Below are 26,761 nucleotides of genomic sequence, written 5' to 3'. Positions count from 1 at the left end.
AGTGTCCACCGATTGATTTTTGAATCAACGGACGATTGACGCGGCGCATCGCCGCTCGTTAGATGCCCACCTCCCGACTTCACTGGAGGTGAGGCACACATGGCAAGCGAGAAGCGCAACGGCCCCCGAAGGGTGGCCATCGTCCGCGGCCTGCGGACCCCGTTCGTCAAGGCGGGCTCCGTCTTCTCGGGGCTGACGGCGCTGGATTTGGGCCGCCTGGTGGTCCAGGAACTGGTTCAGAAGACGGACCTGGACCCGAACGTCATCGACCAGGTGGTGTTCGGCCAGGTCATCCCCACGTTGACGGCCCCGTCCATTGCTCGCGAGGTCGTCATCGCGGCGGGGCTGCCGAAGAGGGTTGATGCCTTCACGGTGTCGCGCGCGTGCGCCACGTCCATCCAGGCGATGACGACGGCGGCCAACGCGATTGCCACGGGGGAGGCGGACGTCATCATCGCGGGTGGCACCGAATCCATGTCGGACGCTCCCATCTTCACCAGCCGGCCGCTGGCCCACGCGCTGGTGGCGGCGTCCAAGGGGCGCTCGCTGCCGGACAAGCTCAAGCCCTTCCAGCGCCTCAAGGCCAAGGATTTGCTGCCGGTGCCCCCGGCCATCGCCGAGTACTCCACCGGCATGACGATGGGGGAGAGCGCGGAGAAGATGGCCAAGGAGAACGGCATCTCCCGCGAGGAGCAGGACCGCATCGCCTTCAACTCGCACCGCAACGCGGCCAAGGCGTGGAAGGACGGCCTGTTCGACAACGAGGTCATGCACGTCGTCGTGCCGCCGAAGTTCGACAAGACGGCGGAGCGCGACAACATCGTCCGTGAGGACTCCAGCATGGAGGCGCTGGGGCAGCTCAAGCCGGCGTTCGACCGCAAGTACGGCACGATTACGGCGGGCAACGCGTCGCCGCTGACGGACGGCGCCGCGGCGCTGCTGCTGATGAGCGAGGAGAAGGCGCGCGCGCTGGGCTACGAGCCGCTGGGCTTCCTGCGCAGCCATGCCTACGCGGCCACGGACCCGGGCGACCAGTTGCTCCAGGGCCCGGCCTACGCGGTGCCCACGGCGCTCAAGCGCGCGGGCATGACGCTGGCGGACATCGACCTGGTGGAGATGCACGAGGCCTTCGCCGCGCAGGTGGCCAGCAACATCCAGGCGCTGGCGTCCCAGGCCTTCGCGAAGAAGGCGGGCTGGAGCGCGCCGGTGGGCGAAATCGACCGGGAGCGGCTGAACGTGACGGGTGGCTCCATCGCCATTGGTCATCCCTTCGGGGCCACGGGGGCGCGCATCGTCACCCAGGCCCTCAATGAGCTGAAGCGTCGGAACAAGAACACGGCGATGTGCACCGTCTGCGCGGCGGGCGGCCTGGGCGCAGTCGTCATCCTGGAGCGTGCGTGATGGCCACCAAGGCGGAAGAGCTCGAGGTGAAGCAGGGCTTCTCGTACCAGGTGGAGGACGGCGTCGCCGTCATCACCTTCGACCTGCCGGACTCGCCGGTGAACACGCTGTCGCCGGAGACGGGCGAGGCCTTCCTGCGCGTCATGATGCGCGCGGAGCGCGAGCCCGAGGTGAAGGCCGTCGTCTTCACGTCCGGCAAGAGGGACTCGTTCGTCGCCGGGGCGAAAATCGACTTCCTGCAGACCATCAAGACGGCGGAGGAGGCCACCGCCATCAGCCGCAACGGGCAGGAGGGCTTCGACAAACTGGCCGCCTTCCCCAAGCCCGTCGTCGCGGCCATCCACGGCGCATGTCTGGGCGGCGGCCTGGAGTGGGCGTTGGCGTGTGACTACCGCATCGCCACCGACAGCCCGAAGACGTCGCTGGGGCTGCCGGAGGTGCAACTGGGCCTGATTCCGGGCGCGGGCGGCACCCAGCGGCTGCCGGCGCTCATTGGCGTGCAGGCGGCGCTGGACCTCATCCTCACCGGCAAGAGCCTCAAGCCCGCGAAGGCGAAGAAGCTGGGCGTAGTGGATGAAGTGGTGCCGGCGCCCATCCTCCGCGCCATCGCCGTGCGGCGCGCGAAGGAGCTGGCCGCGGGCACGCTGAAGGTGGACCGCCGTCACGGCCAGGGCTTCAAGGGCGTGGCCGCGAACGGCAAGGCGAAGGGGCTGGCGGGCTTCATCCAGGGCCTGGCCAACAAGGAGCTGTGGGCGGAGGTGGCGCTGGAGGACAACCCGCTGGGCCGCAAGGTCCTCTTCGACCAGGCGCGCAAGCAGCTCCTGAAGAAGACGCGCGGCAAGTTCCCCGCGCCAGAGAAGGCGCTCCAGGTCGTGCGCGTGGGCCTGGAGTCCGGGCACAAGGCGGGCCAGGAAGCGGAAGCGAAGGCCTTTGGCGAGCTGGTGGTGTCGGACGTCTCCAAGCGGCTGGTGGAAATCTTCTTCGCCACCACGGCGCTGAAGAAGGAGAACGGCACCTCCAACCCCGACGCGAAGCCGCGCGAGGTGAAGAAGGTGGCGGTGCTGGGCGGCGGGCTGATGGGCGGCGGCATCGCCTATGTCACCAGCGTGCTCCAGGGCGTGCCCGTGCGCGTGAAGGACAAGGACGACGCGGGCGTGGGCCGGGCCATGAAGCAGGTGCAGTCCATCCTGGACGAGCGCGTGAAGCGGCGCTCGCTCACGCGCCGCGAGGCCACGGCGAAGTCGGCCCTGGTGACGGCGGGCACGGACTACAGCGGCTTCAAGTCCGCGGACCTGGTCATCGAGGCGGTGTTCGAGGACCTCAAGCTCAAGCACCGCATCATCGCGGAGGTGGAGGCCGTCACCGGCGACCAGACCATCTTCGCGTCCAACACCTCCAGCATCCCGATTACGGAGCTGGCCAAGGGCAGCCGCCGGCCGGCGCAAGTCATTGGCATGCATTACTTCAGCCCGGTCCACAAGATGCCGCTGCTGGAGGTCATCACCCACGCGGGCACCGCGGACTGGGTGACGGCCACCTGCGTGGAGGTGGGGCGCAAGCAGGGCAAGACCGTCATTGTCGTCAACGACGGGCCGGGCTTCTACACCTCGCGCATCCTCGCCCCGTACATGAACGAGGCGGCGTACCTGCTGGCGGAAGGCGCGGACATCGCGGAGCTGGACAGGGCGCTGGTCGAGTTCGGCTTCCCCGTGGGCCCGATTACCCTCCTGGACGAGGTGGGCATCGACGTGGCGCAGAAGGTGGGCCCCCTCATGGAGGCCGCCTTCGGCAAGCGCATGGCGGCGCCCAAGGCCCTGGAGAAGGTGGTGGCCGACGGCCGCCTGGGCCGCAAGACGCAGAAGGGCTTCTACCTGTACGAGGACGGGAAGAAGACGGAGGTGGACAGCTCCATCTACGCCCTGTTGCCGCACGGCACGGAGCGCCGCTCCTTCGACCGCGCGGAGATGGCGGAGCGCGTGGTGCTGCAGATGGTCAACGAGGCCATCCGCTGCCTGGGCGAGGGCATCCTCCGCAGCGCGCGTGACGGCGACGTGGGCGCCATCTTCGGCCTGGGCTTCCCGCCCTTCCTCGGTGGCCCCTTCCACTACGTGGACAGCCGCGGCCCCGCCGAGGTGCTGCGCAAGCTGGAGCACTACCACGACAAGCTCGGGGAGCGTTTCGCCCCCGCGCCGCACCTGGTGGAGATGGTGAAGGCGGGCAAGACGTTCTACCCGCGCTGAGCCGTTCCGGTGGTTGCCTCCCGGGAGACTCGCGTATCAGGGACTCCCGGGCTTGACCGGAGGCCGTCTCTGGCCCGAGCCTCCCGGGCCACATGGCACGCTCCGCGTCCCGCACCTTCGTCCTCGTCGTCCTGTCGGCCGTCGTGGCCTGTGGCGCCGCCGCCACCGCCGGGGCCTGGCGCTTCTTCCACAAGGACCCCAACAACCCCGTCGTCCGGCTCGACGAGTACTTCACCATGGGCTGGGTGGCCTGGGATTCCAACTGGTACATGCGGATTGCCCAGGAGGGCTACCAGTTCGTCCCGGGCCAGCAGAGCTCGGTGGCGTTCTTCCCGGTGTACCCGCTGCTCATCCGCGCGGTGGAGTCGCTGGGCCCCAATGTGTACCAGTCCGGCGTGCTCATCACGCTGCTGTGCGGCCCGCTGGCGTTGATGCTCTTCACCGTCTGGGCGCGCAAGCTGACGGACGAGGACACGGCGCTGAAGGCCGGGCTGCTGATGGCCTGCTACCCCTTCACGCTCTACTTCTACGGCGCCATGTATTCGGACGCGCTGTTCGTCCTCCTGGTGGTGGCGGCCTTCCTGCTGCTGGAGCGCGGGCACCTGGGGCCCGCCGTCCTCGTCGCGGCGGTGGCCACCGCGGCCCGGCCGGTGGCGCCCGCGGTGGTGCTGGGCCTGCTGGTGCGCCGCCTGGAGTGGAAGCACGCGCGAGGCGAGAAGTGGAGCGCGGTGGACTTCCTGCCGGTGCTGTCGGGCCTGGGCTTCGGCGCATACATGCTCTTCCTGTGGCACCAGTTCGGTGACCCGGTGGCCTTCGTGAAGGTGCAGGGCTCGCCCGGCTGGGAGCAGATTCCGGGCTGGCACACGTGGCTGAAGGTGAGCTGGTTCGAGCGCGTCGTGCTGGCGCCGCAGGACAAGCGCGAGGCCTTCCGGCTGGCCGCGCACGCCTTCTTCACGCTGCTGGCGCTGGCGCTGGTGTGGCCCACGCGCAAGCTGCTGGGGTGGGGCTACGCCGTCTACGTGCTGGCCATCGTCGGGTTGCCCGCGTGGTCCACCAAGGACTTCATGGGCATGGGGCGCTACCTGCTGTCCGCCTTCCCCGTCTTCCTCACCGCGGCGATGTTGCTGCGCGAGCGGCCCTTGCTGCTGCGCGGGGCGCTGGCGGTGGGCGCCGCGTCGCTGCTCGTCCTCTCGTGGGCCTTTGGCGCGGACTACTACGTCTCATGAGCGACCTCCTCGAACAGGCCCTCCTTCGCTACGACGGGCTGCCCGTCGCCGAGCGCTTCCACGTCCACGCGCGGGCCTTCTCCGCGCCGCTGCTGGCCATGGCCGCGCGCACGCCCGCGGGCGCCGTGGCGGACATCGGCTGCGGGCATGGGCTGCTGTCCGCGCTGCTGGCCCTGGCGGACCCGAGCCGCGCCGTGCACGGCGTGGACCCGGACTCGCGAAAGGTGGCCTGGGCACGGCGGGCGCTCGCGGGCCAGCCCAACGTGCGCATCGAGGAAGGCACCGTTGAGGAGACACTGGCCCGAGGCGCTTCCGGGCGCTTCGACGCGGCGGTGGTGTGCGACGTGCTGTACCTGCTGCCGGAGGCGAAGTGGCCCGGCTTCCTCTCCACGGTGCGTGGCCTGCTTCAGCCCGGCGGGCGGCTGCTGCTCAAGGAGGTGGAAGGAGACGGCTCCTGGAAGCACCGCAAGGCGCTGGCGCAGGAATGGGTGATGGTGTCGCTGCTGGGCCGCACGAAGGCCAGCGGCGGCATGGCGCTGAAGCCGCGAGCCGAGATGACGCGCTACCTGAAGGACGCGGGCTTCGCGGTGCAGGAGGTGGTGGACCTGGGCCAGGGCTACACCACGCCGCACGTCCTCTACGTGGCGGAGAACAGCGTTCCGTAGCTGTGAAGCTCGATGCCGCGCTCGTGCAGCCGCGCCTTCACGCGCGGGCTGGTGAGGGCGGCCAGCTCCGCCTGCCAGCCGTAGCGCCACGCCGGGTCCTCGGGGACGTGCGGCGTGCCTTCACCCGGGTGACAGCCCAGCTCGAAGTCGCCCGTGGGCAGCGCGTCCACCACCGCGAGCAGGGCGGCCTCGTCCAGCATCCCCGCTTCGAAGACGCCGCCCGCGCTCACCCGGCGCACGCCCTTGGGGGCCGCAGGCGCGGCGCGCGCGAGCATGGCCAGCACCGTGGCCTTCAGCGCGGGGCCCGGCGCCTTCAGCCAGCGAGGGCGGGGGAGGGCGTCCGGCCAGCGCAGGGGCAGCCCTTCGCGCGCGGCCAGGGACTCCACCAGGGGGCGTACACCGGGCAGCAGGTGCAGGTGCTGGTGCCCGTCCAGGTGGTCCACCGTCACGCCCAGGGCGCGGGCTCGCTGAAGCTGCGCGGAGAGCTCGCGCGCCAGCTCGTCCCGGCGCACCTGTCCGGTGAGCCAGGCGCGGGCGAAGTCGGCCCAGCTGCCTCGCAGCCGGCCCTCCGGTGCCACCGTGGGCACCTCGTGGGCGGGCGCCGCGGGAGGCAGCCGCGTGGAGAGCGCCAGGTGGAGGCCCACCGCGAGCCGTGCTTCCTTCGCGCGGGCGGCGGCCTCGGGCGCGGTGGGGCCCGTGGCCAGCAGCGTGGCGCTGGTGACGATGCCATCGCGGTGCGCGCGGAGGATGCCCGCGTCCAGCGAGGCATGGAGCCCCAGGTCGTCCGCGTTCACCACCAGGCGCGTGAGGGGGCGCGTCATGCGGGGCTCAGCCTCGCGCCGTGCGGCCCGGCGGCACGGCGTGGAGCTGCTGCACGGAAGGCGGCAGGCGCACCGGGTGCACCGGAGGCTGCGGCGCGCGCATCTTCGGATAGAGCTTCACCAGCTCCCGCACCATCTTCGTGATGACGGAGGGCGAGGCCAGCGTGGACACGCCGCGCGTCCGCGGGAAGTAGTCCACGCCCATCTGGAACACACGGAAGCCCTGGCGGATGGCCTTCACCACGAGCTCCGCGTCGATGAACGAGCCCTGGCTGTGCAGCTCCATGGCCTCCAGCACGCGGCGGTGCATCACCTTGAAGCTGAAGTTGACGTCCTTTATCTGGATGTCGAACAGCGACCGGATGAGCATGTTGTAGACGAACGAGTAGACGATGCGCTTGGGGCCCTCGCTCGTGCGGTCGAACCGGAAGGCGCAAATCATGTCCGCCTCCAGGTACGACATCAGGTGCAGCGCCCGCTCCAGCTCGCGCATGTCCCAGGGCAGGTCCACATCGGAGTACACGACGATGTCCTTCGTCGAGGCCGCCAGCCCGGTGCGCATGGCGCCACCCAGCTTCAGATTCACGGGGTGATGGATGACCCGCAGCTGGGGAACCTTCAGGGCCAGCGCCTCACAGACCTCACGGGTGCGGTCCGTGGACGCGTCGTTGACGACGATGATTTCGAAGTCGTCCGTCAGTGCCGGGAGGACCTCCAGCGCCCGGCTGACGGCACGCTCGACGTAGTCCTCTTCGTTCCATGCGGGGAAGAACAGGCTGATGCTTGGGTATTGGGCCACGAGCGACCTCGGCGGGCGGACCTGCGAAGTTGGCGGCTCGCTAGCAGAGAATCCGGCTTTTATCCAATGGTAGGGGTCGCGCGCCGTCGCACGCCTATGCTACCGTGAAATCACCATTTTGCGGGGACACTGTGAACTCCAGGCCCTTCACCCTGCTGGTAGTGGACGACTCGCAGTCGACGTTGCCTCGGTTGGCCCGTGCGCTGGGCCCGGAGGATTTCGCCCTCCGAATCACCGCCCACGGCCCGGAGGTGCCGAGGTTGGCGCGGGAGGTATCGCTGGTGGTGCTCTGTCCGGGCGAGGACGCCCAGGCCAGCGTGGGGTTGCTCGAGCGCCTGATACCCGCGGAAGGCCCGGTGGGTCCCCCCGTGGTGCTCCTGGCCCCACCCGAACCCAGGGCCCTCTGGCTGGAGGCCTTGCGCCGCGGCGCTGAGGTCATCTTGGACCCATGGGCGCCGGATGAACTGGTAGCCCGGGTGCATCGCGCCCTGGCCGCGAAGGCCCGGATGGAGGCGCTCGCCACCCAGGTGAGCGAGCTTCAGCGGCTGTCGTCGACGGACGGCCTCACGGGCGTCCACAACCACCGGCATTTCCAGGAGCGGCTGAGGGAGGAGTTCCGCCGCGCCCAGCGTTACGACGACGCCCTGTCGCTCATCCTGCTGGACTTGGATTACTTCAAGGAAATCAACGACAAGTACGGCCACTCCGCGGGCGACGGCGTGCTGCGCGAGGTGGCCGCCGCGCTCACCCGGGGCGTGCGCGAGACGGACCTGGTGGCCCGCTACGGCGGGGAGGAGTTCGCGGTGCTGCTGCCCCGCACCCACCTCACCGGGGCGCTCACCGTCGCCGAGCGCGTCCGCCGCGAGCTGCGCGCCCTGCGGCTGGAGGTGGAGGACAGCCTGCAAGTCACCGCCTCATTGGGGGTTTCCAGCTTCCCCCACCGCACCGTCCTCACCCCGGAGCAGCTGCTCCTGACGGCCGACGAGGCCCTCTACCAGGCCAAACGGGACGGCAGGGATCGCATCTGCCTACATCCCCAGCTCCCGGTCGGTCCGCTCGGAACCTAGCCCGGGTCAAAGACCCGGGGTCTGTATTGACCCATTTGGTGGGGATGGGTCTAATTGGACCCGGCGTTTTTTCACGCCACGGAAATGTCAAGGCCCGTGATTCCAGACTGTTGGGCAGGGAGTTTCTGCTGGCAGGGCCATTGCATTTGTCTAGGGGCGGAAACAATTCATGGGTTCTCAAGCCGCATATGTCCACGGTCAGCAGGCCGAATCGCCACGCGGGCGGCTGCTCCTGGTGGATGACGAGGAGAACATCCTCAAGTCCATCCGCCGGGTGCTGCGCCGCGGCGATTGGGACATCGAGACGGCGACGGACGCCGAGCAGGGCCTGCGGGCGGTGGAGGCATTCCACCCCGAGGTGGTCATCTCCGATTTCCGCATGCCGGGGATGAATGGCGTCGATTTCCTTACCCGGGTGAAGCAGCAGGAGCCGCGGGCCCAGCGCATCATGCTGACGGGTCAGGCGGACCAGCAGGCCATCGAAGAGGCCATCAACCGGTCGGAGATCTTCCGCTTCATCTCCAAGCCCTGGAACGACAGCCACCTGGTGCTGACGGTGAAGAGCGCCTTCGAGCAGTACGCGCTCCAGGCGGAGAACGAGCGGCTCTACACGGTGACGCAGGCGCAGAACGCGGAGCTGAAGCTGCTCAACGCGGACCTGGAGGAGCGCGTTGCCCAGCGCACGCGCATGCTGAGCCAGGCCAAGCGCGAGTGGGAGCTGTCCTTCGACTGCATGGAGACGCCGCTGTGCGTGGTGCGCGCGCGGGACTTCGCGGTGCGGCGGGCGAACCTCGCGTACGCGGACGTGGCGGGGCGCTCCATCGAGGAGATTCCCTCCGACACCACGTGCTACCGCTACCTCTTCGGCCGCAACGAGCCGTGCACGGGCTGTCCGCTGCCGGCGGCGGTGGAGAGCGGCAAGGGCGCGCGGGGTGAGGTCCGCCAGGGCGGGCGCACCTTCGTGGTGGCCGCCTACCCCATGGCGGGGGACGAGCGCGTCGTCTGCACCTACCGGGACGTCACCGAGGAGCAGTCGATGACGCGGCGGCTCATCGAGACGGAGAAGATGGCCGCGGTGGGGCAGCTCGCCGGCGGGGTGGCGCACGAAATCAACAACCCGCTGGGCGGCATCCTCGCCTTCGCGCAGTTGATGTCGCGCGACGCGGGCCGCAGCGACGCGGATTTGGAGTCGCTGGGCCTCATCGAGGAGAGCGCGCTGCGCTGCAAGCGCATCGTGGAGAGCCTGCTCAAGTTCAGCCGCCACAGCCGCGTGGAGGACCGGCGGCCCTTCGACTTGTCCAAGTGCGTGGAGGACGCGGCGGTGCTGTTCCGCGCGCAGCTCAAGTCCATGCCCACGGTGGAGCTGTCGCTGGGGCTCGCGGACGGCCTGCCCAAGGTGTACGGCGACCCCGGTCAGCTCGCGCAGGTGGTGCTCAACCTGCTGCAGAACGGTCTCCAGTCGCTGCCCACGCGTGAGGGCAAGCTGAAGCTGGTGACGGGTCGCGAAGGCGACCGCTGCTTCTTCGCGGTGACGGACACCGGCACGGGTATCGAGGAGAAGCACCTGCCTCGCATCTTCGAGCCGTCGTTCACCACCAAGGCCCCGGGTGAAGGCACCGGCCTGGGGCTCTCCATTGCCTACCGCATCGTCCAGGACCACGGGGGCAGCTTCCACGTGGACACCCAGGTCGGCGAAGGCTCCTGCTTCACCGTTTTTCTGCCCATCCCCCTGCAGCTCGAGAGGTTGCCGTGAACCAAGTCAAGCGCGCCAAAGTCCTCGTCGTGGATGACGACTCCGTCGTCCTCAAGGCCGTGACGCAGATTCTCCAGCGCGAGGGCCACCCGGTGGTGGCCATTGACGACGCGGTGGAGGGCCTGGCGGCCGCGAAGGATCCGACCATCGACGTGGTCGTCCTCGACATCAAGATGCCCAACCTGTCCGGCATGGACCTGCTGCGCGGCATCAAGGCCGACCGCCCGGACGTGGAGGTCATCATGATGACGGCCTTCGCCACCGTGGAGACGGCGGTGGAGGCGGTGAAGGCGGGCGCGTACGACTACCTCACCAAGCCCTTCGAGAACATCGACGAGGTCAGCCTCACGGTGGCCAAGGCGGCCGAGCGCAAGGCGCTCAAGGACCGCACCCGCGCGCTGGAGGAGGCCCTCACGGTCCGCAGCCAGTTCGAGGACCTCATCGGCCAGTCCACGCAGATGCGCTCCGTTTTCAAGCTGGTGGAGACGGTGAGCCACTCCACCGCCACGGTGCTCATCCAGGGGGAGAGCGGCACCGGCAAGGAGCTGGTGGCCCGCGCCATCCACTACCGCAGCGCGCGCAAGGACAAGCCCTTCGTGGCGGTCAACTGTTCGGCGCTGACGGAGACGCTGCTGGAGAGCGAGCTCTTCGGTCACGTGAAGGGCAGCTTCACCGGCGCCACCGGCAACAAGAAGGGCCTCTTCGAGGCGGCCGACGGCGGCACCATCTTCCTGGACGAAATTGGCGACGTGCCCCCGGCCACCCAGGTCCGCCTGCTGCGCGTGCTCCAGGAGGGCGAGGTCAAGCGCGTGGGCGCCAATGAGCCGGTGAAGGTGGACGTGCGCGTCATCGCCGCCACCCACGTGGACCTGTCCCGCGCCAAGGAGCAGGGCAAGTTCCGCGAGGACCTCTTCTACCGCCTCAACGTCATCACCATCGACCTGCCGCCGCTGCGCGACCGACCGGAGGACGTGCCGCTGCTGGCGCACCACTTCCTCAAGCTCTACGCCTCCAAGGCGGACAAGAAGGTGACGGGCATCTCCCCGCGCGCCATGGAAGCCCTCACCTGCAACCGGTGGACGGGCAACGTGCGTGAGCTGGAGAACGTCATCGAGCGCGCGGTGGTGCTGACGGGCAACGAGGTCATCGACGTGGAGGACCTGCCGCCGGGCTTCCAGTCCGCGCCGCAGCCGGACTCCACGGTGGAGGTGTTCAGCCTGGCACACCTGCCGTACGCCCAGGCCAAGCGCCTGGCGATGCGTGCCTTCGAGCGCCGCTACCTGTCCGCCCTGCTGGAGAAGAACAACCAGAACGTCTCCAGCGCCGCGCGCGCGGCGGGCGTGGACCGCTCCAACTTCCGCCGTCTGCTCAAGCAGTACGAGGTGGCTGGCCGGTCCATGAAGCCCCGCGTGTCCTCCCAGGACGACGGCGAGGCGCTGGAAGCGGCGTCCTGACGTGTGTCAGCCGGCGGGCACCCGGGCATTTCCCATGCGCGCCCGGGGCCCTCCTGGACTAGAAGATGGGGTTGCGTGCAGACCCTTGCAATCGTCGCGAAGAGGGACAAGCCCGAGGCGGTAGCGCTCGCGGCTCAAATCCGTGAGCGGTACCCCCACCTGTCGGTGCTGGCGGACCGCACGCTGGCCCATGAGCTGGGCTGGCCGCGGGTGGATGACCGGGAGCTGGTGACCCGGGCGGACCTGATGGTGGTGCTGGGCGGTGACGGCACGCTCATCTACGCGGCGCGCCTGCTCGGCGGCCGCGGGGTTCCGATTCTGGGCGTCAACCTGGGCAGCCTGGGCTTCATGACGGAAGTCCCGGTGGAAGAGCTGTACCCCATGCTGGAGCAGGTGCTCGCGGGGCGCTTCCAGGTGGACTCCCGGATGAAGCTCACCTGCCGCCTGCTGCGCGGGGGCAAGGTGCTCATCGAGGACGAGGTCCTCAACGACGTGGTCATCAACAAGGGCGCGCTGGCGCGCATCGCCGACCACGAGACGTCCATCGACGGGGTGTCCATCACCACCTACAAGTCGGACGGCGTCATCCTGGCCACGCCCACCGGCTCCACGGCGTACTCGCTGTCGGCGGGGGGGCCCATCGTCCACCCGTCGGTGGACTGCACGGTGCTGTCGCCCATCTGTTCCCATGCGCTGACCCAGCGCTCCATCGTCGTGCCGGCGGACCGGACCATCCGGGTGACGCTGCGCAGTGAGACGGCGGACACGTACCTGACCATCGACGGGCAGACGGGCCACGGGCTCCAGGGTGGGGACTGCATCGAGGTGGTGCGCTCGCCCAACCGGGTGAACCTGGTGCGCAACCCGAAGGTGGCCTACTTCTCCATCCTCCGGCAGAAGCTCCACTGGGGCGAGCGCTGAAGGGCGCCGTGTTCCTGTTCCTGTCGAAGGTGCTGGACCTGCTGCTGGCGCCGCTCTCCTGGGCGCTGCTGCTGTGGCTGGTGGCCTGGGGGCTGCGGCGGCGACGTGAGCGGCTGTCGCAGGTGCTGAGTGTGCTGGGCGGAGTGGTGCTGTACGCCTTCTCCATCGAGCCGGTGGCCATGGGGCTGATGCGGGCGACGGAGGCGGGGGCGGTGCGGTCCTTCCAGCCGGGGGCCACGTATGACGCCGTCATCGTCCTGGGGGGCGGGTTGGATCCGGCCGCCACGGAGCGCACCGGCGTGCCGGAGTACAACGCGGCGGCGGAGCGGGTGCTGCGGGGCTTCGAGCTGCTGCGCGAAGGCCGGGCTCGGCAGGTGCTCCTCTCCGGCGGTTCGCTGGACCCGAGGCCCGAGGCGGTGGTGGAGGCGGACGTGCTGCTCCGGCAGCTCCAGCAGTGGGGGATTCCGGAGGAGCGCATCGTCACGGAGGGGCGCAGCCGTAATACACGGGAGAACGCGGTGGAGTCCGCGCGCATCATCCAGGAGCGAGGGTGGAAGTCCCTGCTGCTGGTGACGAGCGCCGCGCACATGCCGCGCGCCGCGGGTTGCTTCGCGGCGGTGGGGCTGCGTCCTGACCTGTTGCCGGTGGACTCGCGGGCGTCGAACACGCCGCTGCGGCGCATGAGCTGGCTGCCGAGGTCTGGGGCCCTCAACCTGAGCACCGACGCCCTGCGCGAGCTGGCGGGGCGTGCGGTGTATCGCGTGCGAGGCTGGACGGCGCCTTGAGCGCCGCGCCCCGTCCTACTTCAGCGGCGCGGGCGGCTGACGCGCGTCGGGAGCCAGGGCGCCAGTGCCGAGCCGGGAGATACGGCCATCCGCCTGGGCATGCGGCAACGGCGTGCCGGTGCGGAACGCCTCCGCCAGCACGTCCAGGGGCGAGTTACCCGTCACCCTGGCCGGCGTGGATGGCTGGTTCCGCAGCATGTCGTAGCCGTCCTTGCCGCTGGCGAGGAAGCTCAGCGTCGCCAGCCGGTACGTGGCTGCCTTGTCCAGCGGCCTGCCGCCCACCTTCACGCCCAGCACCCGCTGTCCGGCGGGCCGGTCCGAATCGAAGGTGAACTCCATCCCGGACACCTGCGGAAAGCGGCCCGGCCGTGAGTCCTCGCGGCTGAGGCTGACGCCGTTCTCCAGCGCCGCGCGCAGCGTGTCCCCCTTCACCTCCAGCACCACCAGCTCATCCGCGTACGGCAGGATGGCGTGCAAATCCCGCCGGGTGACACCACCCGCGGGCAGCACCGCGTCCGCGCGCAGCGCCCCGGCGTTGACCAGCGCCACGTCCGCCCTGGCCGCCGCGCGGAACGCATCCGCGACGAACGAGCCCAGGTTCGTCTCCTGGGTGCGCACCAGCGCGGCCCGCGCTTCCAGGGCCACCGGGGTGCGGCCCACGTGCTCGGACAGCCGGTTGAACAGCGCGGCATAGGGCTGCATGGCCGCGTTGAAGGCCGCGTCCTCCGGCACCTGCCGCGTCACTGGCAGCGTCTGCCACGTCACCTGGCGCACCGTGGCCGTCGCCGCGTCCACGTCCAGCGTGAGCCGGCCCAGGTCCACCGCGTCCGCCGCCACCTTGAAGATGGGCGTGCCCGTGCTGCGGTCCTCCAGCGCCTCGTGGTCATGCCCCCCGAGCACCGCGTCCACCTTGACGCAGCGGGTGAGCGCCCGGTCCTGGTCCGCCGTCAGGTGGGTGAGGGCCACCACCACCTGGGCGCCGGCCTCGCGCAGCTTCGCCACCTCGCCCCGGGCCGCCTCGCAGACGTCCCCGAAGCGCGTGTCCTTGCCGGCCTTCGTGGTGCCCTTCGTCTCCTGGAGCACCACGCCGAAGAGGCCGAGCTTGATGCCGCCCAACTCCCGCACCGCGGAGGCCTGGACCCCCGCGAAGAGGCCCCCGGACTTCGCGTCCTGCACGTTGGCCCCGAGCCACGTGAAGCGGGACTCGCGGATGCGCTCACGCAGCACGTCGTCGCCGAAGTCGAACTCGTGGTTGCCCAGCACCGCGTAGTCCAGGCCGAACGCATTCCACGCGGCCACCATGTGCCGGCCCTTGAGCGCCTCTCCGTCCACCTCCACCAACGACTCCACGGACGGAGACAGCGTGTCGCCCCCCATCAGCGTCAGGACGTGGGGGCTCTCGCGAAGCACCTGCTTGCGCAGCGTGGCGGCGCGGGCCATGCCCCCCCTTCCTTCCTCGACGGCCTGGACCTGGTAGACGTCCGCCAGGTGAAGGAGCGTCAGGCGCACCGTGCCGGAAGGCGGTGCTGGCGTGGGGGAGGGGGCGCTCGTGGCGCATCCGCTGGCAAGGACCGCGGCCAACGCGAGCAGGGCCTCACGTCGGGCCAGCGCTGTCTTCTTCGTCATCGTGCGTCGCTCTCCCCAGCGCGCTCCCTGGGTGGGGCGCAACGTGTGGGGCGTATCGCACTCAGGCGTCGATGGCGAGCGCCGGGGACATCACACGCCGTGTCGCACAGGGGAGGAGCAGGTGTGCTGGCTGAAACATTTGATGCAGCCCGTCATGGTGGAAAATTACAGATTCCGTGCAGAGCCGTTTGCGCGGGATTTACGCCGGTTGCTAGGACGCTCCCTGACCAAGGGAGGTTGTCATCCATGAGGCACAGCAACAGGTGGAGTGCGCTCCTGCTGGCCGGTGTGATTGCCGGCTGTGGGGAGTCCGCGCTCGAAGAGCAGCAAGGTTCCACGGAAGAGACGGCGGTCATCAGCCAGCAGCTCAGTTCGTCCACGCGGCCCGGCATGGGCGCCACCGTCTATGCGGGTGGCACCACGTTCCGTACCTGGGCGCCGCTGGCGAGCCGGGTGTTCGTCTCCGGCGATTTCAACGGCTGGGGCACCTGGATTGAGCTGGGCAACGAGTTCAACGGCAACTTCTCCGGCGACGTGGCCGGCGCCGTGAAGGGCCAGAAGTACAAGTTCATCACCCGCAACCAGTGGGGCAGCGACGCGTGGCGGGCGGACCCCCGCTCGGCGTGGCAGGAGAACTCCACTGGCTCCAGCATCATCTACGACCACGGCGAGTACTGGTGGAACGCGCAGCAGTTCAGCACACCGGCCTTCAACGAGATGATCATCTACGAACTGCACGTCGGCACGTTCAATGACTCGCCCGGCTGGGGCCCCGGCAATTGGAACAGCGCGATCGCCAGGCTCGACCACGTCCGCGACCTGGGCGCGAACATGGTCAAGGTCATGCCCGCGTACGAGTTCGCCGGTGACTTCTCCTGGGGCTACAACGCGGCCTTCCCGTTCGCGCCCGAGAGCGCCTACGGCCACCCCAACGACATGAAGCGCTTCGTGGATGAGGCGCACATGCGCGGCATCGGCGTCATCTTCGACGTGGTGCACAACCACTACGGCCCCAGCGACCTGCCCATGTGGTGCTACAGCGGCGACTGCCTGGGCTCGGGCGGCGAGTACTTCTACAACGACTCGCGCAAGAGCACGCCGTGGGGTGACACGCGTCCGGACTACGGCCGCCCCGAGGTTCGCGCGTACATCCGCGACTCGATGATGAACCTGCTTCACAACTTCCGTGGCGACGGCCTGCGCTGGGACGCCACCAAGTACATGCGCACGCAGAATGGCAGCGACGCCACCGCCATCCCCGACGCGTGGCGCGTGTTCCGCTCCATCAACCGGGAAATCAACTCCACGCAGCCCTGGAAGATCAGCATCGCCGAGGACTTCGGCGGCGGTGACTCCATCACCAACGCCTCCTCGTCCGACACCGCGGGCGGCGCGGACTTCGACTCGCAGTGGGGCGGCGACTTCGTGCACGCCATCCGCGCGGCGGTCATCGCGTCGAACGACAGCGGCCGTGACATGAACTCGGTGAAGAACGCCATCACCCAGCGCTACAGCGGGCGGCACACCGCGCGCGTCATCTACTCGGAGAGCCACGATGAAGTGGCCAACGGCAAGGCGCGCGTCCCGGAGGAGATCTGGCCGGGCAACGCGGGCAGCTGGGCCGCCAAGAAGCGCTCCACGCTGGCGGCGGGCGTCGTCTTCACCTCGCCCGGCATCCCGATGATCTTCCAGGGCCAGGAGTTCCTCGAGGACGGCTACTTCCAGGACACGGACCCGGTGGACTGGGGCAAGAACAGCACCTACGGCGGCATCCGGACGCTGTACCGCGACCTCATCCGCCTGCGCCGAAACTGGTTCAACAACACGCGCGGCCTGCGCGGCGGCAACGTCAACGTCCACCACGTCAACAACAGCGGCAAGGTGATTGCGTACCACCGCTGGGAGAGCGGCGGGCCCGGGGATGACGTCGTCATCGTCGCCAACTTCAGCGGCACGTACTTCCCCAGCTACAACATCGGCTTCCCGCGCGGGGGCATGTGGTACTCGCGCTTCAACAGCGACTGGAACGGGTACTCGGGCGACTTCGGCAACACGGCGTCGATTGACACCGTGGCCTACAGTGGCGCGAAGGACGGCCTGTCGCACAACGCGTCGTTCGCCATCGGTCCCTACTCGCTGGTCATCTTCTCGCAGTAGCGCCTGACGGCACCGGGCGCCCGGGGTGGAATCTCCCGGGCGCTCGCTCGCGCCTCAGACGTTGTAGCGCCGGCCCTGCGCGAGCGGCTCAATGACGCTCGCGCTGGTGTCGAAGTCATCCGGGTAGTGGATGAGCCGCATCCGGGCGCGCAGCTCGGCGGGCAGCGCCGCCAGCTTCTCGTAGGGCGTGTGCACGCCGTAGTTCGTCTCGTGGATGATGAGGTCCGCCGTGGAGAGCCAGTCGATGAGGCCCTCGTCGAAGGCGGTGTCCGCGCTGTACCCCAGGCAGCGGCCCCCCGCGTGGATGCGCAGCGCGGTGGTGGGCACGTGGTGGTACGTCATCCGGCTCTCGATGAGGAAGGGCCCATGCCGCACGGCGGTCTCCGTGGAGAGCGGCGTGTGGTCGAAGTAGTCCTCGAAGTGCTTGTCGTTGGGGGGCTCCCCGCGCCGCTCGATGAGGCACTCCATGCCCGCGGCCAGGTTGCCTTCCCACAGCCGGTCCGCGACAGCGGGGTGGGCCAGCACCTCCAGCTTCCGCTGCAGCACGAAGAAGGAGAAGTAGCCCAGGCTCTCCAGGCCCGACGCGTGGTCCGCGTGCAGGTGGGTGAGGGCCACGGCGCTGACGCGGTCCGCGTCCAGGGGCACGCCGGAGGACTCGGACGCCTCGCGCATCATCTTCCGGATGGGGTGCGGGCAGTCCACCAGCAGGACCTGGTCCTCCGCCTCCACGGCGAAGCAGGACGAATAGCGCAGGGCGGAGAAGGCGTCGCCGATGCCAAGGGTGATGAAGGACAGGCTCAAGGCAGGCTCCGGAGGGAAGGGTCGAGTCGCTCCCGAAGCTTCGCCGCGACGGCCGGTGGACAGAAGGCGGAAACGTCCTCGCCGCGCGCCACGCGCGCCTTGAGTCCGCTGCTGCTCACCTCGGCCAGGTGGGCTTCGGCTGGAAGGAAGAGGGTGGACAGCTCGGGCGCCAGCGCGCGGTTGTTCTGCGCCAGCGTCGTCTCGAACTGGGCATCCGTGGCACCACGCACGCCGCGCAGCAGGACGCTGGCGCCAATGTCCCGCGCGAAGTCGACGATGAGCCCCTGCGTTCGGGCCACGGTGACGTTGGGGTGGTGCGCCACGGCTTCACGGAGGAGGGCCACGCGTTCATCGGCGGACAGCAGGCTCTCCTTGTCCGGGTTGACGGCCACCACCACGACGACGTGGCCGAAGAGGCGCGCCGCCTGCCGGACGACGGACATGTGGCCGGCGGTAACGGGGTCGAAGCTGCCGGCGTAGACGGCGATGGTCATTACGACACCTCGGGAGCGGCCGCGGAGGCCAGGCTCCGGGGCGGGTGGAAGGTGAGGGCGGCGTACAGCGTGCCCGCCGCGCACAGGAACGCGGCCAGTATGAAGTGGCCGGCGTAGCCAAGGGCCTGGGCGCTGAAACCACTCAGCGCGGCGGCGACGCCCGTGGCCAGCACCACCAGGGATGCCTGCACGGTGTAGTCCGTGGCGGCGTGGTCCGGCCGGCATGCGTCCATCATCGCGGTGAAGACGGCCGCGGTGGCCATGCCGCTGGCGACGTGCTCGACGCCGCAGACGAGGGTGAGCAGGGGCAGGGACGTAGGGCCTTGGGCCGCCAGGGCGTAGAGCAGCACCGCTCCGGCCTGGATGCCTCCAAAGACGAGCAGCGCACGTCGTCGTCCGAGCCGCACCACCAGGCCGCCGCCCAGCAGCGCGCCCACGAGTCCCGCGGTGAAGCCCACGCCGCCCAACATCCAGCCGATGGCTGTCAGCGACAGGCCTGCGTCGACCAGGAAGGTGCGCAGCATCCCGGTGGCCAGGGCTTCACCCGCCTTGTAGACGACGAGCAGCGTGAGCCACGCGCCGGCCCCCGGCCGCTTCAGCCACCACCGCAGGCCCAGGCTCTGCGCGGGCGGCGGCTCGGTGGGGGGCTCGCGGAAGAGGGCAATGGGCACGGTGGCCAGGAGCAGCAGTGCGCCCAGCGCGAGGAACGTGGGGCGCCAGCCCACCGCGTCGAAGACGGCGAGCATCACGCCGCCGCCCAGAATCATCCCGACGCGGTAGGCCGCCACCTGGACGCCGTTGCCCCAGCCGCGCTCGGCTGGCGCGAGCAGCTCCACCGCCAACCCGTCGGTGGCCACGTCCTGCGTGGCTGCCAGGAGGTTGATGCCCAGCACCGCGGCCATCAGCAGCCGCATGTCCAGGCCTCCCTCGGGGAGCGCGAGCGCGAGCAGGATCCCCGACGACAGGAACTGCAGCGGCAGGATGTAGCCACGCCGCCGGCCCCACCTCGCCGAACCGTGCCGGTCCATGGTCGGGGCCCAGAGGAACTTGAGCGCCCAGGGCAGCGCCAGCAGGTGCGCCAGGCCGATGGAGGGCAACGACAGGCCCTGGTGGCGCAGCAGCACGGGCAGGGCCTGGGTGAAGAAACCGAAGGGCAGCCCCTGCGACAGGTAGAGGCTGGAGAGCAGCCCCAGCTTCGTGGCCGTCTTCATGCGTCCTCCTTCGCGCCGGCCGAGTCCATCAGCCCCGCGGCCATGCGCTTCACCGTGCTGGCGGCGGAGCCCGCGGGGACCAGGCCCGGGACGCTGGCGGCGAGCACGAAGTAGCCCTGCACGGCGGCGAACAGCCCGGCTGCCAGCGCGGGCGCCTTGCGCCGTCCCACCACGGCGGCGACGAGTGACGTCAGGTGCTCCAGGTCGGCGCGCACCACCTGCTCGTAGATGGCCCGAACCTCGGGCTGCCGGATGGCCTCCGCGCTGATGGTGACCCAGCTCGCGACGGCCGCCGGGGCCGCGTCGTCGCCCGTGGCGAGGAAGGCCTCAACGAAGGCATCGACGCGGGCTCGGGCGTCCGGGCCCTTCACCCGTTCCAGCCGCGTCGCCACCCGCTGCCGCGCCTGCGCCGCCAACTGCTCCACCAGCGAGAGGAGAATCTCCTGCTTGCCGCTGAAGTGGTAGTGCACCAGCCCCGGGCTCAACCCCGCCGCCTTCGCGATTTCGCCCACGGAGGCGCGCTCGTAACCGCGCTCCGACATGACCTTCAGCAGGCCCGCGACAATCTGCTGACGGCGCTCCTCGGTGTTGGATGGACGGGGCATGGTGGGATGTTTATTAGTTGTTTGACCAACTTATAAACAGGGCGGGCAAGGGCGTCAATCCCACCTGCCCCTGGGGGCGAGGGCCCGAATGTGGAAGGGCCCCAAGGCGCTGCTAGCGTGGAGCGCATGACACGAACCGCCCGTCGCTGTCGCGCCGTGGTGCTGTCTGGATTCCTGGTGGGACTCTGCCTGGGCGTGCCGGGCGTCACCTGGGCCCTTCCGCCGCCGTGCGGCCCCAATGACCCGCCCGCTTTCTGCGACGCGAAGATGGTCGCCCTGCAGGTGCAAGATGGCCGGGGGACAAACGCCCTCCGCGTCGAGTCCGGAAGCGAGGTCCAGGTGCGCTGGCCCGACTGGAGGGGCGCATTGCGCCTGCAGGCGACTCGCAGTGACTCCGGAACCTATGAGGTCTCCGTGGGGCTGCCGGGAAAGAGCAAGCCCCTGAAGCGAGGGGTCCTCAAGAAGAAGGGAGCGGCGCTCACGCTCGTCCCCGGCAAGGACGTGCCCGCGGGCTATTTCGGCGCGGCGGGGCACCCCGTGAAGTTCATCCTCGATGAATGAGGTGTGGCCATGAAACTGCTTCGCTTCGCGCTGTGGGGGCTCGTCGTGGCCCTGGCATTCTCCGCCGGGGTCTGGTTCAGCAGGGACTCCGTCACTTCGCAGGTGCCGGCAGGGGGTGCCGCCGTCCAGGCGCCCACCGTCGTCGCACCCACTCCGTCCGATGCGCGCGCCGCACCGCGGTCGTCGGAGGCTCCGAGGCGGGAGGCTGCCGTGACAACGCCCTCGGCGGCACGTGAAGCCACCGTGCTTCGCAGGCTCCCGGAACCCGCTGCGGCTGTCCCGGCTGCGCCCGCGCAGGACACGGCGCCCGAAGACCGGCCCCTCGCCTTCGCGCCCGAGTTGCCGGAGCCCTTCACGCCGAAGGGCTTCGAGCGTGTGGCCTTCCGTGCCGCCAACGAGTGCGGCATGGGGCTCGACGTGGTGGCGGTGGACTGCTCCGAATTCCCCTGCATCGCTTGGACGCAGGCGAAGGACGACACCGTGAAGAAGTTCTCCATGTTGGGGTGCGGCCCCTGGGAAGAGGCCTTCCAGCACCGGACGATGGTCGTCGCGAGCGCGCAGGCCGAAGAAGGCGGCTCCGGTGCCCGGTACCTGGCGTGGATGCCGTTGCCCGTGGACCCCGAGCTCAACCGCATCGCCATGCGGCGCGCCCGGGAGCGCACCGATGGCATGAAGGAGGCCCTGGGGCTGCGGTAGTCCCCGCGCCGCCTCAGGCTGGAACGGCGCTGGCGTGGATGGGGACCTCTCGCGCGGAGACGAGCGCCTCGATGCCCGCGGCCACCATCGCTGGCACCTCCAGCACCGGGAAGTGGCTGGTGGCGGGGAGCTTCAGCACGTGAAAGCCCGGATGCTCCGCGCCGAAGTCCACCTGCGCCGCCAGGTAGTCGTGTGACTCTGGCCGCGCGTACAGGTGCATCGTGAGCGGCATCGGCTCCAGCGCCGCGAGCGCTCGCAGCGGAGAGCCCTCGCGGGCGTAGGCCGCTTCAATCTCCCGCCCGGCCCGGGCCCACATGGCTTCGTCGAACGCGCCCATGTCGTCGCGCACGAAGCGGCGGATGGCGTCGTCGTCGAGCCCCTCCAGCCAGCCCTGGAGCAAGCCGTCTCGCACCTCGCTCCAGCGCTCCGTCTGGAGCCCGCGCACGGCGCGGAGGAAGGCCGGGGTGGGCTCGGTGGCAATCCAGTCCAGCAGCACCATCCGCGGCACACGCGCGGGGCCCAACGCCCGTCGCAGGTCGAGCCCCCACCAGCCCGCGTGGGACATTGCCACGGGGACGATGTGCCGCGCGCCGCTGGTCTCCACGACCGCGAGCAGGTCCTCCAGCACCGTGGTGCTGTCGAAGTCGGTGCCGCCACCTTCGGACTCGCCGTGCCCCCGGATGTCCACGGACAGGACACGGCGGAAGGCGGAGCAGCGGGGAAGCAGCTTCTGGAAGCTCGCTCGGGTGGTGCACCACCCTGGGATGAAGAGAAGCGCGGGCTCGCCCTGGCCCACGTCGTCGTAGCGGATGCGGGCGCCGCCGCGGGTGTGTACTTCCGGCATGTCGTCCCCTCCGTGGAAGCATTGGTTGGTTCTCGTCGGAGGGTGCGCAGGCCCGGCCCGCATGTCAGCAGGCAACACGGCAGGGGCCGTTCCGGCCGGACGGAGGGCCGCTGGCTCAATCAATTCATGTTTCGCGCAGTATCCTGTTCCTGCTTTCCCGGGATGACCCCGGCAGGAGACGTTCACATGCAACTGAAGTCGTACGTGCCTCCCTGCCGTCCGAAGTGCTCGGCGAGCCTGACATGTGCGGGCTCGCAGGTGTGCTGCCCGGGCCCGAGCCGCTCGTACTGCATGCCGGCGCACCTCGGTTGCTCGCCGCTCATCCCCGTGGGCGTGCCGTAGTCCGAGCGCGGCGTCGCGCTCCGGTGGGAGATGCCGGAGCGCTTCGCGGTCGGCACGCGCCAATCAGAAAGACAGCAGCGTCGTCACGCGCTCGCGCCCGAGGCGGTTGGGGCCTTCGAGGAAGTCCAGGCTGAGGAGGAAGCTGAAGCCCACCAGCTCGCCGCCGAGCCGGGACACCAGCTTCGCGGTGGCCTCTGCCGTGCCTCCCGTGGCCAGCACGTCATCCACGACGAGCACCCGCTCCCCCTGGAGGATGGCGTCCTCGTGCATCTCCACGCCGTCGGAGCCGTACTCCAGGGAGTAGCGCTCCACCACCGAGCGGTGCGGCAGCTTCCCTGGCTTGCGCGCGGGTACGAAGCCCGCGTTGAGGGCGAGCGCGATGGGCGCGCCCAGCAGGAAGCCTCGTGCCTCCACGCCCACCACCTTCGTGACGTGCTGTCCCCGGAAGGGCGCCGACATGGCGTTGACGACGCGGCCGAACAGGCGCGGGTCCGCCAGCACGGGGGTGATGTCCTTGAAGACGATGCCGGGCTTGGGGAAGTCCGGCACGTCCCGGAGCCGGGCGTTCAGGTCGGCGACGAGGGTGGTGTCGGTCAGGCTCGGGACGGGCGGGGTCATGGCGTGCGCTCCAGCGGGGGGATGAGAAACGGTGGGGCGGGGAAGGGGAGGACCGGGGGACGGGGGGCTCGGACGGCAGCCTGCCCTGTCGCCATGGCGACGGACCCCTGCCCGCAGGGGGCATTCGCCCAGCGGAATGGCCTCACGGGGGGCGTCCCGCCTCTGGGGGGAGGGGCGGCGCGTCGGCTCGGCGCGCCGGACGCCTTCCAGAAGAGCAGGCGGGTATCGGAGGCGCGAAAGCGGACGGTCCGGGCCATGGCGGGGGTTGATGCTCTCACAGCTTGATGCCAGCGGCGGATTCTGCTGGCGGACGCATTGATTTTTCCCGCGACCGGGAGCCTCGTTGCTGTGGTAGTTCAACGGGTTCCCTGGCGATTTGGAGCCTGGGGCCTGTGCCAGCCGTGCAATCCACCGCCGATATCCGAGAGATCCTCCCGCCTCAGGACACCCAGTGGCTCCGTGCCCTGAAGGCCGAAGTTCAACCCACGACCTTCAAGCAGGGGCGAGAGGTGGCGGAGTCGCGCCGCGTTTTCGGCCTCAATCGTGAAGGGGACCGCATCAGCGCCCAGGTCGCCGGTTCGTCCGGCGAGCGGTATCAGACGGCCCTGCATCTGGGAAACGGCCGAGCCACGTCGACCTGTACCTGCCCGTCGTGGAATGTCGAAGGCCCCCACTGCAAACACGTGGTGGCCGCGGCGCTCATCTACGCCGCGCGCTTCCGTCCGCCCGGTCCGCCCGCGCCTCGCCCGGCCGAGCCCGTCGCCGCCGCTCCCGAGCCGAAGGACGTCGTCGTCGATGACGAGCCTCATGTGGAGCCGGTGCCGTCGAGCGGCGACCCGGTCAGCCTCCCGGCCCTGGCCAAGGTGGAGAGCTGGCTCGGTCTGTCTTCTCAGCCCGACTACGAATTCTTCTACCGCCTCACGGCCGCCAGCACGGGGAACGGCAGCATCCGGCAGTGGATCATCGACGTTCGCCGGCAGGACGCGCAGACGAAGGGGCCCATCCACGTCAAGCGGCTGCTGCAGACGGGGGGCCGCATCTCCCCCGCGGACGAGCGCGTCTTCATGCTGCTGTCGCGCCACGAGCACCGCTATGACTCGCGCCTGGTCCTGTCCGACGAGGAGCTGAGCGAGGCGCTGGAGCTCTTGCGCCACCGCCGCGTCATCTACCGTGGCACGGCGCTCATCGACACCGAGGTGCCGGTGCGGCCCCAGATTCATCTGGAGTCCCGCCCGGACGGCGCCACCGCGCGCATCGAACTGCTCTTCCCGGACAACGCGAGCTACGCGCTCAAGGACGTCATCCTCCTGTCGGGCCGGCGCACCTGGGTCATCCAGGGCCAGAACCTGCACCCGGTGGAGCCGGACTTCCCGCCGCGGCTGCTGCGCAAGTGGCTGCTCGAGCCCAGCATGTCCTTCCCCACGGGGCAGCTGGACCGGGTGCTGACCTTTTTTGCCGCGCACCTGCCGCGCTTCCGCATGGCGCTGAAGGCGGACGACATCGACGTGGACGAGGCCGTGGAGCCTCGCTTCATGCTCATGCTGGAAGGCAACCCCGAGCGCGTGAAGGTGCAACTGGCCGCCAAGTACGGCCAGACGACGGTGCCGGTGTCCCCCACTGCCACGCACCTGGGCTATGCCAGCGGCGTGGGCGGGGACAGCCGCAAGCTGTACCGGCGTCGCGAGGAGCTGGAGCGCGGCGCGGGGAAGCTGCTGCTGGACTTGGGCCTGCGCTTCGAGCCGCAGGCGCAGGTCTTCGACGCCACGGCCGACACCGCGCTGGAGTTCTGGGCCCGGGGCCTGGCCTCGCTCCCCGAGGACTGGGAGCGCTTTGGCGTGCAGGCCCCCAAGGTGCGCCTGCGTCCCAAGCTCAAGCCGCGCATCCGCGTGGGCATGAGCGGCGTGCAGTGGTTCGACCTGGATGCGGAGTTCGTCACCGACGACCAGGCCGTGGACCTGGGCGCGGTGCGAATGTGGCTGGACTCCGGCCGCCGCTTCGTCCCCCTGAAGGACGGTACCTTCGCGGAGGCGGACCCCGTCGAAATCAAGCGCGTGGCGGACCTGCTCGAGGAAGCCGGCGCGCTGCCGGGCCGCTCGCGCACGCGGCTGCCGCTGCACCAGGCCGTCGCGTTGGACCTGCTGGCGGACCTGGGGGAGTTCACCGAGGTGGAGGCCAAGGCGCGCCAGGCGATGCTGGAGCTGCGCGAGACGGCGGGCGTGCCGAAGGTGGGCGTGCCCGATGGGCTCCAAGCCACGCTGCGCCACTACCAGGAGGCGGGCCTGTCCTGGCTCTGGTTCCTGCGCCGCCACGGCCTGTCCGGCATCCTCGCGGACGACATGGGTCTGGGTAAGACCATCCAGTCGCTCAGCCTGATGCAGAAGGTGGCCAACGACGAGGGGCGTAAGCCGTCGCTCGTGGTGGCGCCCACCAGCGTGCTGGCCAACTGGGAGCGCGAGGCCGAGCGCTTCACGCCGGGCCTCAAGACGATGGTGTGGCACGGTCAGGACCGCAAGGAGCGGGCAGAGGACCTGAAGGGCATGGACCTGGTCCTCACGTCCTACGCGCTGGTCCGCCGTGATTTGGACCAGCTGTCCCAGGTGGGCTTCCGCTACATCATTTTGGACGAGGCGCAGAACATCAAGAACGCGGGCAGCGCCACCGCGCAGGCGTGCAAGGCGCTCCCCAGCGAGACGCGTCTGGCGCTCACCGGTACGCCGCTGGAGAACCGCCTGTCGGAGCTCTGGAGCATCTTCGACTTCCTGATGCCGGGCTTCCTCGGCAGCTCGGATGGCTTCGGGGACCGCTACGAGCAGCCCATCCAGGTGGCCAACGACAGCACCGCGAAGGACCGGCTGCGCCGCCGCATCCAGCCCTTCATCCTGCGTCGCCTGAAGACGGAGGTGGCCAAGGACCTGCCGCCGAAGACGGAGAGCGTCGCCTGGTGCGAGATGGAGCCCGGTCAGGCCGCGCTCTACCGCGAGGTGCTGGATGAGAGCCGCCGCAAGGTGCACGAGAGCATCGAGAAGGTGGGCTTCAAGCGCAGCCGCGTGTCGATTCTGGCCGCGCTGATGCGCCTGCGTCAGGTGTGCTGCGATCCGCGCCTGCTCAAGATGCCGCCCGGCACCCTGATGCCGCCCAGCGCGAAGGTGGAGCGCTTCCTCCAACTGGTGGAGGACCTGGTGGCGGAAGGCCACCGCGCGCTCGTCTTCAGCCAGTTCACGGAGATGCTGGAGCTGCTGAAGCAGGAGGCGGACAAGAAGGGCCTGCGCTACCTCTACCTGGACGGTCGCACCAAGGACCGCATGGGCAAGGTGGACGAGTACAACAACCCGGACGGTCCGCCGCTCTTCTTCATCTCCCTCAAGGCGGGCGGCACCGGCTTGAACCTCACCGCGGCCGACTACGTCATCCACTTCGACCCGTGGTGGAACCCCGCCGTGGAGGACCAGGCCACGGACCGTACGCACCGCATCGGGCAGACGCGCGCCGTCATCAGCTACAAGCTGATCACCCGCGGGACCGTGGAGGAGAAGATCCTCGCCCTCCAGCGCCGCAAGCGGGAGCTGGCCGCTGGCGTGCTCGGCGGGGAAGGTGACGAGCTGGGCCGCACCCTCACGGAGCAGGACATCCAGGAGCTCTTCACGGAAATCTGAGGACTTGCGAGGTTGGGGCCC

23 protein-coding genes are annotated in these 26,761 nt (G+C 69.7%); 13 read left to right on the top strand and 10 right to left on the bottom strand.

The window, feature by feature from the left end; genetic code table 11:
- Positions 1–99: 99 nt before the first annotated feature.
- The 4 genes from fadI (at position 100) to OZ403_RS28370 (ending at position 5,532) form a co-directional block, all read left to right on the top strand.
- Positions 100–1,401, top strand: coding sequence for an acetyl-CoA C-acyltransferase FadI (fadI, locus tag OZ403_RS28385; protein WP_140794475.1), 1,302 nt, complete (start codon positions 100–102; stop codon positions 1,399–1,401).
- Positions 1,401–3,641, top strand: coding sequence for a fatty acid oxidation complex subunit alpha FadJ (gene fadJ, locus OZ403_RS28380; protein ID WP_140799542.1), 2,241 nt, complete (start codon positions 1,401–1,403; stop codon positions 3,639–3,641). The genes fadI and fadJ overlap by 1 nt, the downstream gene beginning before the upstream one ends.
- Positions 3,642–3,733: 92 nt before the next feature.
- Positions 3,734–4,867, top strand: a complete 1,134-nt coding sequence (locus OZ403_RS28375) for a mannosyltransferase family protein (RefSeq protein WP_268782243.1) — start codon at positions 3,734–3,736, stop codon at positions 4,865–4,867.
- The gene (locus tag OZ403_RS28370) at positions 4,864–5,532 is read left to right on the top strand and encodes a class I SAM-dependent methyltransferase (protein ID WP_140794472.1); all 669 of its coding nucleotides are present in this window, start codon (positions 4,864–4,866) and stop codon (positions 5,530–5,532) included. The genes OZ403_RS28375 and OZ403_RS28370 overlap by 4 nt, the downstream gene beginning before the upstream one ends.
- Here OZ403_RS28370 and OZ403_RS28365 read toward each other — a convergent pair.
- Together OZ403_RS28365 and OZ403_RS28360 are read right to left on the bottom strand one after the other, a co-directional pair.
- The gene (locus OZ403_RS28365; RefSeq protein WP_268782242.1) at positions 5,505–6,353 is read right to left on the bottom strand and encodes a ChbG/HpnK family deacetylase; all 849 of its coding nucleotides are present in this window, start codon (positions 6,351–6,353) and stop codon (positions 5,505–5,507) included. The genes OZ403_RS28370 and OZ403_RS28365 overlap by 28 nt on opposite strands.
- A gap of 7 nt (positions 6,354–6,360) precedes the next feature.
- Positions 6,361–7,152, bottom strand: a complete 792-nt coding sequence (locus OZ403_RS28360; RefSeq protein ID WP_140794470.1) for a glycosyltransferase family 2 protein — start codon at positions 7,150–7,152, stop codon at positions 6,361–6,363.
- Between the two features lie 131 nt (positions 7,153–7,283).
- Between OZ403_RS28360 and OZ403_RS28355 the strand changes: the two genes are divergently transcribed.
- The 5 genes from OZ403_RS28355 to OZ403_RS28335 all read left to right on the top strand — a co-directional run bounded on the left by OZ403_RS28355 (position 7,284) and on the right by OZ403_RS28335 (position 13,132).
- On the top strand, positions 7,284–8,219 hold the full coding sequence (locus OZ403_RS28355) for a diguanylate cyclase (RefSeq protein WP_237077484.1): 936 nt from the start codon (positions 7,284–7,286) through the stop codon (positions 8,217–8,219).
- Between the two features lie 169 nt (positions 8,220–8,388).
- Positions 8,389–9,972: an ATP-binding protein gene (locus tag OZ403_RS28350; protein ID WP_140794468.1), complete on the top strand. Its 1,584-nt coding sequence runs from the start codon at positions 8,389–8,391 to the stop codon at positions 9,970–9,972.
- Positions 9,969–11,426 (top strand): sigma-54-dependent transcriptional regulator, encoded by a 1,458-nt coding sequence (locus OZ403_RS28345; protein ID WP_268782241.1) that lies wholly within the window; start codon positions 9,969–9,971, stop codon positions 11,424–11,426. The genes OZ403_RS28350 and OZ403_RS28345 overlap by 4 nt, the downstream gene beginning before the upstream one ends.
- 75 nt (positions 11,427–11,501) lie before the next feature.
- On the top strand, positions 11,502–12,347 hold the full coding sequence (locus tag OZ403_RS28340; protein WP_140794466.1) for an NAD(+)/NADH kinase: 846 nt from the start codon (positions 11,502–11,504) through the stop codon (positions 12,345–12,347).
- An 8-nt stretch (positions 12,348–12,355) separates the two neighbouring features.
- The gene (locus OZ403_RS28335; RefSeq protein WP_268782240.1) at positions 12,356–13,132 is read left to right on the top strand and encodes a YdcF family protein; all 777 of its coding nucleotides are present in this window, start codon (positions 12,356–12,358) and stop codon (positions 13,130–13,132) included.
- A 15-nt stretch (positions 13,133–13,147) separates the two neighbouring features.
- On the opposite strand, the gene OZ403_RS28330 is transcribed toward OZ403_RS28335, so the two are convergent.
- Positions 13,148–14,758: a bifunctional metallophosphatase/5'-nucleotidase gene (locus OZ403_RS28330; protein ID WP_140799538.1), complete on the bottom strand. Its 1,611-nt coding sequence runs from the start codon at positions 14,756–14,758 to the stop codon at positions 13,148–13,150.
- A 246-nt stretch (positions 14,759–15,004) separates the two neighbouring features.
- Between OZ403_RS28330 and OZ403_RS28325 the strand changes: the two genes are divergently transcribed.
- Positions 15,005–16,915 (top strand): alpha-amylase family glycosyl hydrolase, encoded by a 1,911-nt coding sequence (locus OZ403_RS28325; RefSeq protein ID WP_140794463.1) that lies wholly within the window; start codon positions 15,005–15,007, stop codon positions 16,913–16,915.
- A gap of 54 nt (positions 16,916–16,969) precedes the next feature.
- Here OZ403_RS28325 and OZ403_RS28320 read toward each other — a convergent pair whose 3' ends face one another.
- From OZ403_RS28320 to OZ403_RS28305, 4 genes are read right to left on the bottom strand one after another with little or no spacing between them, the layout of a single operon-like run.
- On the bottom strand, positions 16,970–17,716 hold the full coding sequence (locus tag OZ403_RS28320; protein ID WP_140794462.1) for an MBL fold metallo-hydrolase: 747 nt from the start codon (positions 17,714–17,716) through the stop codon (positions 16,970–16,972).
- Positions 17,713–18,210 carry a pantetheine-phosphate adenylyltransferase gene (gene coaD, locus OZ403_RS28315; RefSeq protein ID WP_140794461.1) on the bottom strand — a complete coding sequence of 166 codons (498 nt, stop codon included), beginning with the start codon at positions 18,208–18,210 and terminating at the stop codon, positions 17,713–17,715. Before coaD ends, OZ403_RS28320 begins: the two co-directional genes overlap by 4 nt.
- Positions 18,210–19,421, bottom strand: coding sequence for an MFS transporter (locus tag OZ403_RS28310; RefSeq protein ID WP_140794460.1), 1,212 nt, complete (start codon positions 19,419–19,421; stop codon positions 18,210–18,212). The genes coaD and OZ403_RS28310 overlap by 1 nt, the downstream gene beginning before the upstream one ends.
- Positions 19,418–20,026 (bottom strand): TetR family transcriptional regulator, encoded by a 609-nt coding sequence (locus OZ403_RS28305; protein ID WP_140799536.1) that lies wholly within the window; start codon positions 20,024–20,026, stop codon positions 19,418–19,420. The genes OZ403_RS28310 and OZ403_RS28305 overlap by 4 nt, the downstream gene beginning before the upstream one ends.
- Positions 20,027–20,152: 126 nt before the next feature.
- On the opposite strand from OZ403_RS28305, the gene OZ403_RS28300 reads away from it, so the two are divergent.
- Together OZ403_RS28300 and OZ403_RS28295 are read left to right on the top strand one after the other, a co-directional pair.
- Positions 20,153–20,587, top strand: coding sequence for a hypothetical protein (locus OZ403_RS28300; RefSeq protein ID WP_140856399.1), 435 nt, complete (start codon positions 20,153–20,155; stop codon positions 20,585–20,587).
- Between the two features lie 9 nt (positions 20,588–20,596).
- Positions 20,597–21,283, top strand: coding sequence for a hypothetical protein (locus tag OZ403_RS28295; protein ID WP_268782238.1), 687 nt, complete (start codon positions 20,597–20,599; stop codon positions 21,281–21,283).
- A 13-nt stretch (positions 21,284–21,296) separates the two neighbouring features.
- On the opposite strand, the gene OZ403_RS28290 is transcribed toward OZ403_RS28295, so the two are convergent.
- From OZ403_RS28290 to OZ403_RS28280, 3 genes are all read right to left on the bottom strand, one after another.
- Positions 21,297–22,127, bottom strand: coding sequence for an alpha/beta fold hydrolase (locus OZ403_RS28290; protein WP_140799534.1), 831 nt, complete (start codon positions 22,125–22,127; stop codon positions 21,297–21,299).
- Between the two features lie 182 nt (positions 22,128–22,309).
- The gene (locus tag OZ403_RS28285; RefSeq protein WP_268782237.1) at positions 22,310–22,525 is read right to left on the bottom strand and encodes a hypothetical protein; all 216 of its coding nucleotides are present in this window, start codon (positions 22,523–22,525) and stop codon (positions 22,310–22,312) included.
- A gap of 7 nt (positions 22,526–22,532) precedes the next feature.
- The gene (locus OZ403_RS28280) at positions 22,533–23,087 is read right to left on the bottom strand and encodes an adenine phosphoribosyltransferase (RefSeq protein WP_140799532.1); all 555 of its coding nucleotides are present in this window, start codon (positions 23,085–23,087) and stop codon (positions 22,533–22,535) included.
- A gap of 392 nt (positions 23,088–23,479) precedes the next feature.
- On the opposite strand from OZ403_RS28280, the gene OZ403_RS28275 reads away from it, so the two are divergent.
- Positions 23,480–26,740 (top strand): DEAD/DEAH box helicase, encoded by a 3,261-nt coding sequence (locus OZ403_RS28275; protein ID WP_418763967.1) that lies wholly within the window; start codon positions 23,480–23,482, stop codon positions 26,738–26,740.
- Positions 26,741–26,761 lie beyond the last annotated feature (21 nt).

The organism is Myxococcus sp. NMCA1 (assembly GCF_026810205.1).
GTDB lineage: Bacteria > Myxococcota > Myxococcia > Myxococcales > Myxococcaceae > Myxococcus > Myxococcus xanthus_A.
The sequence above is the reverse complement of the archived record's forward strand: the minus strand, read 5'-3'. Positions and strand labels throughout refer to the sequence as shown.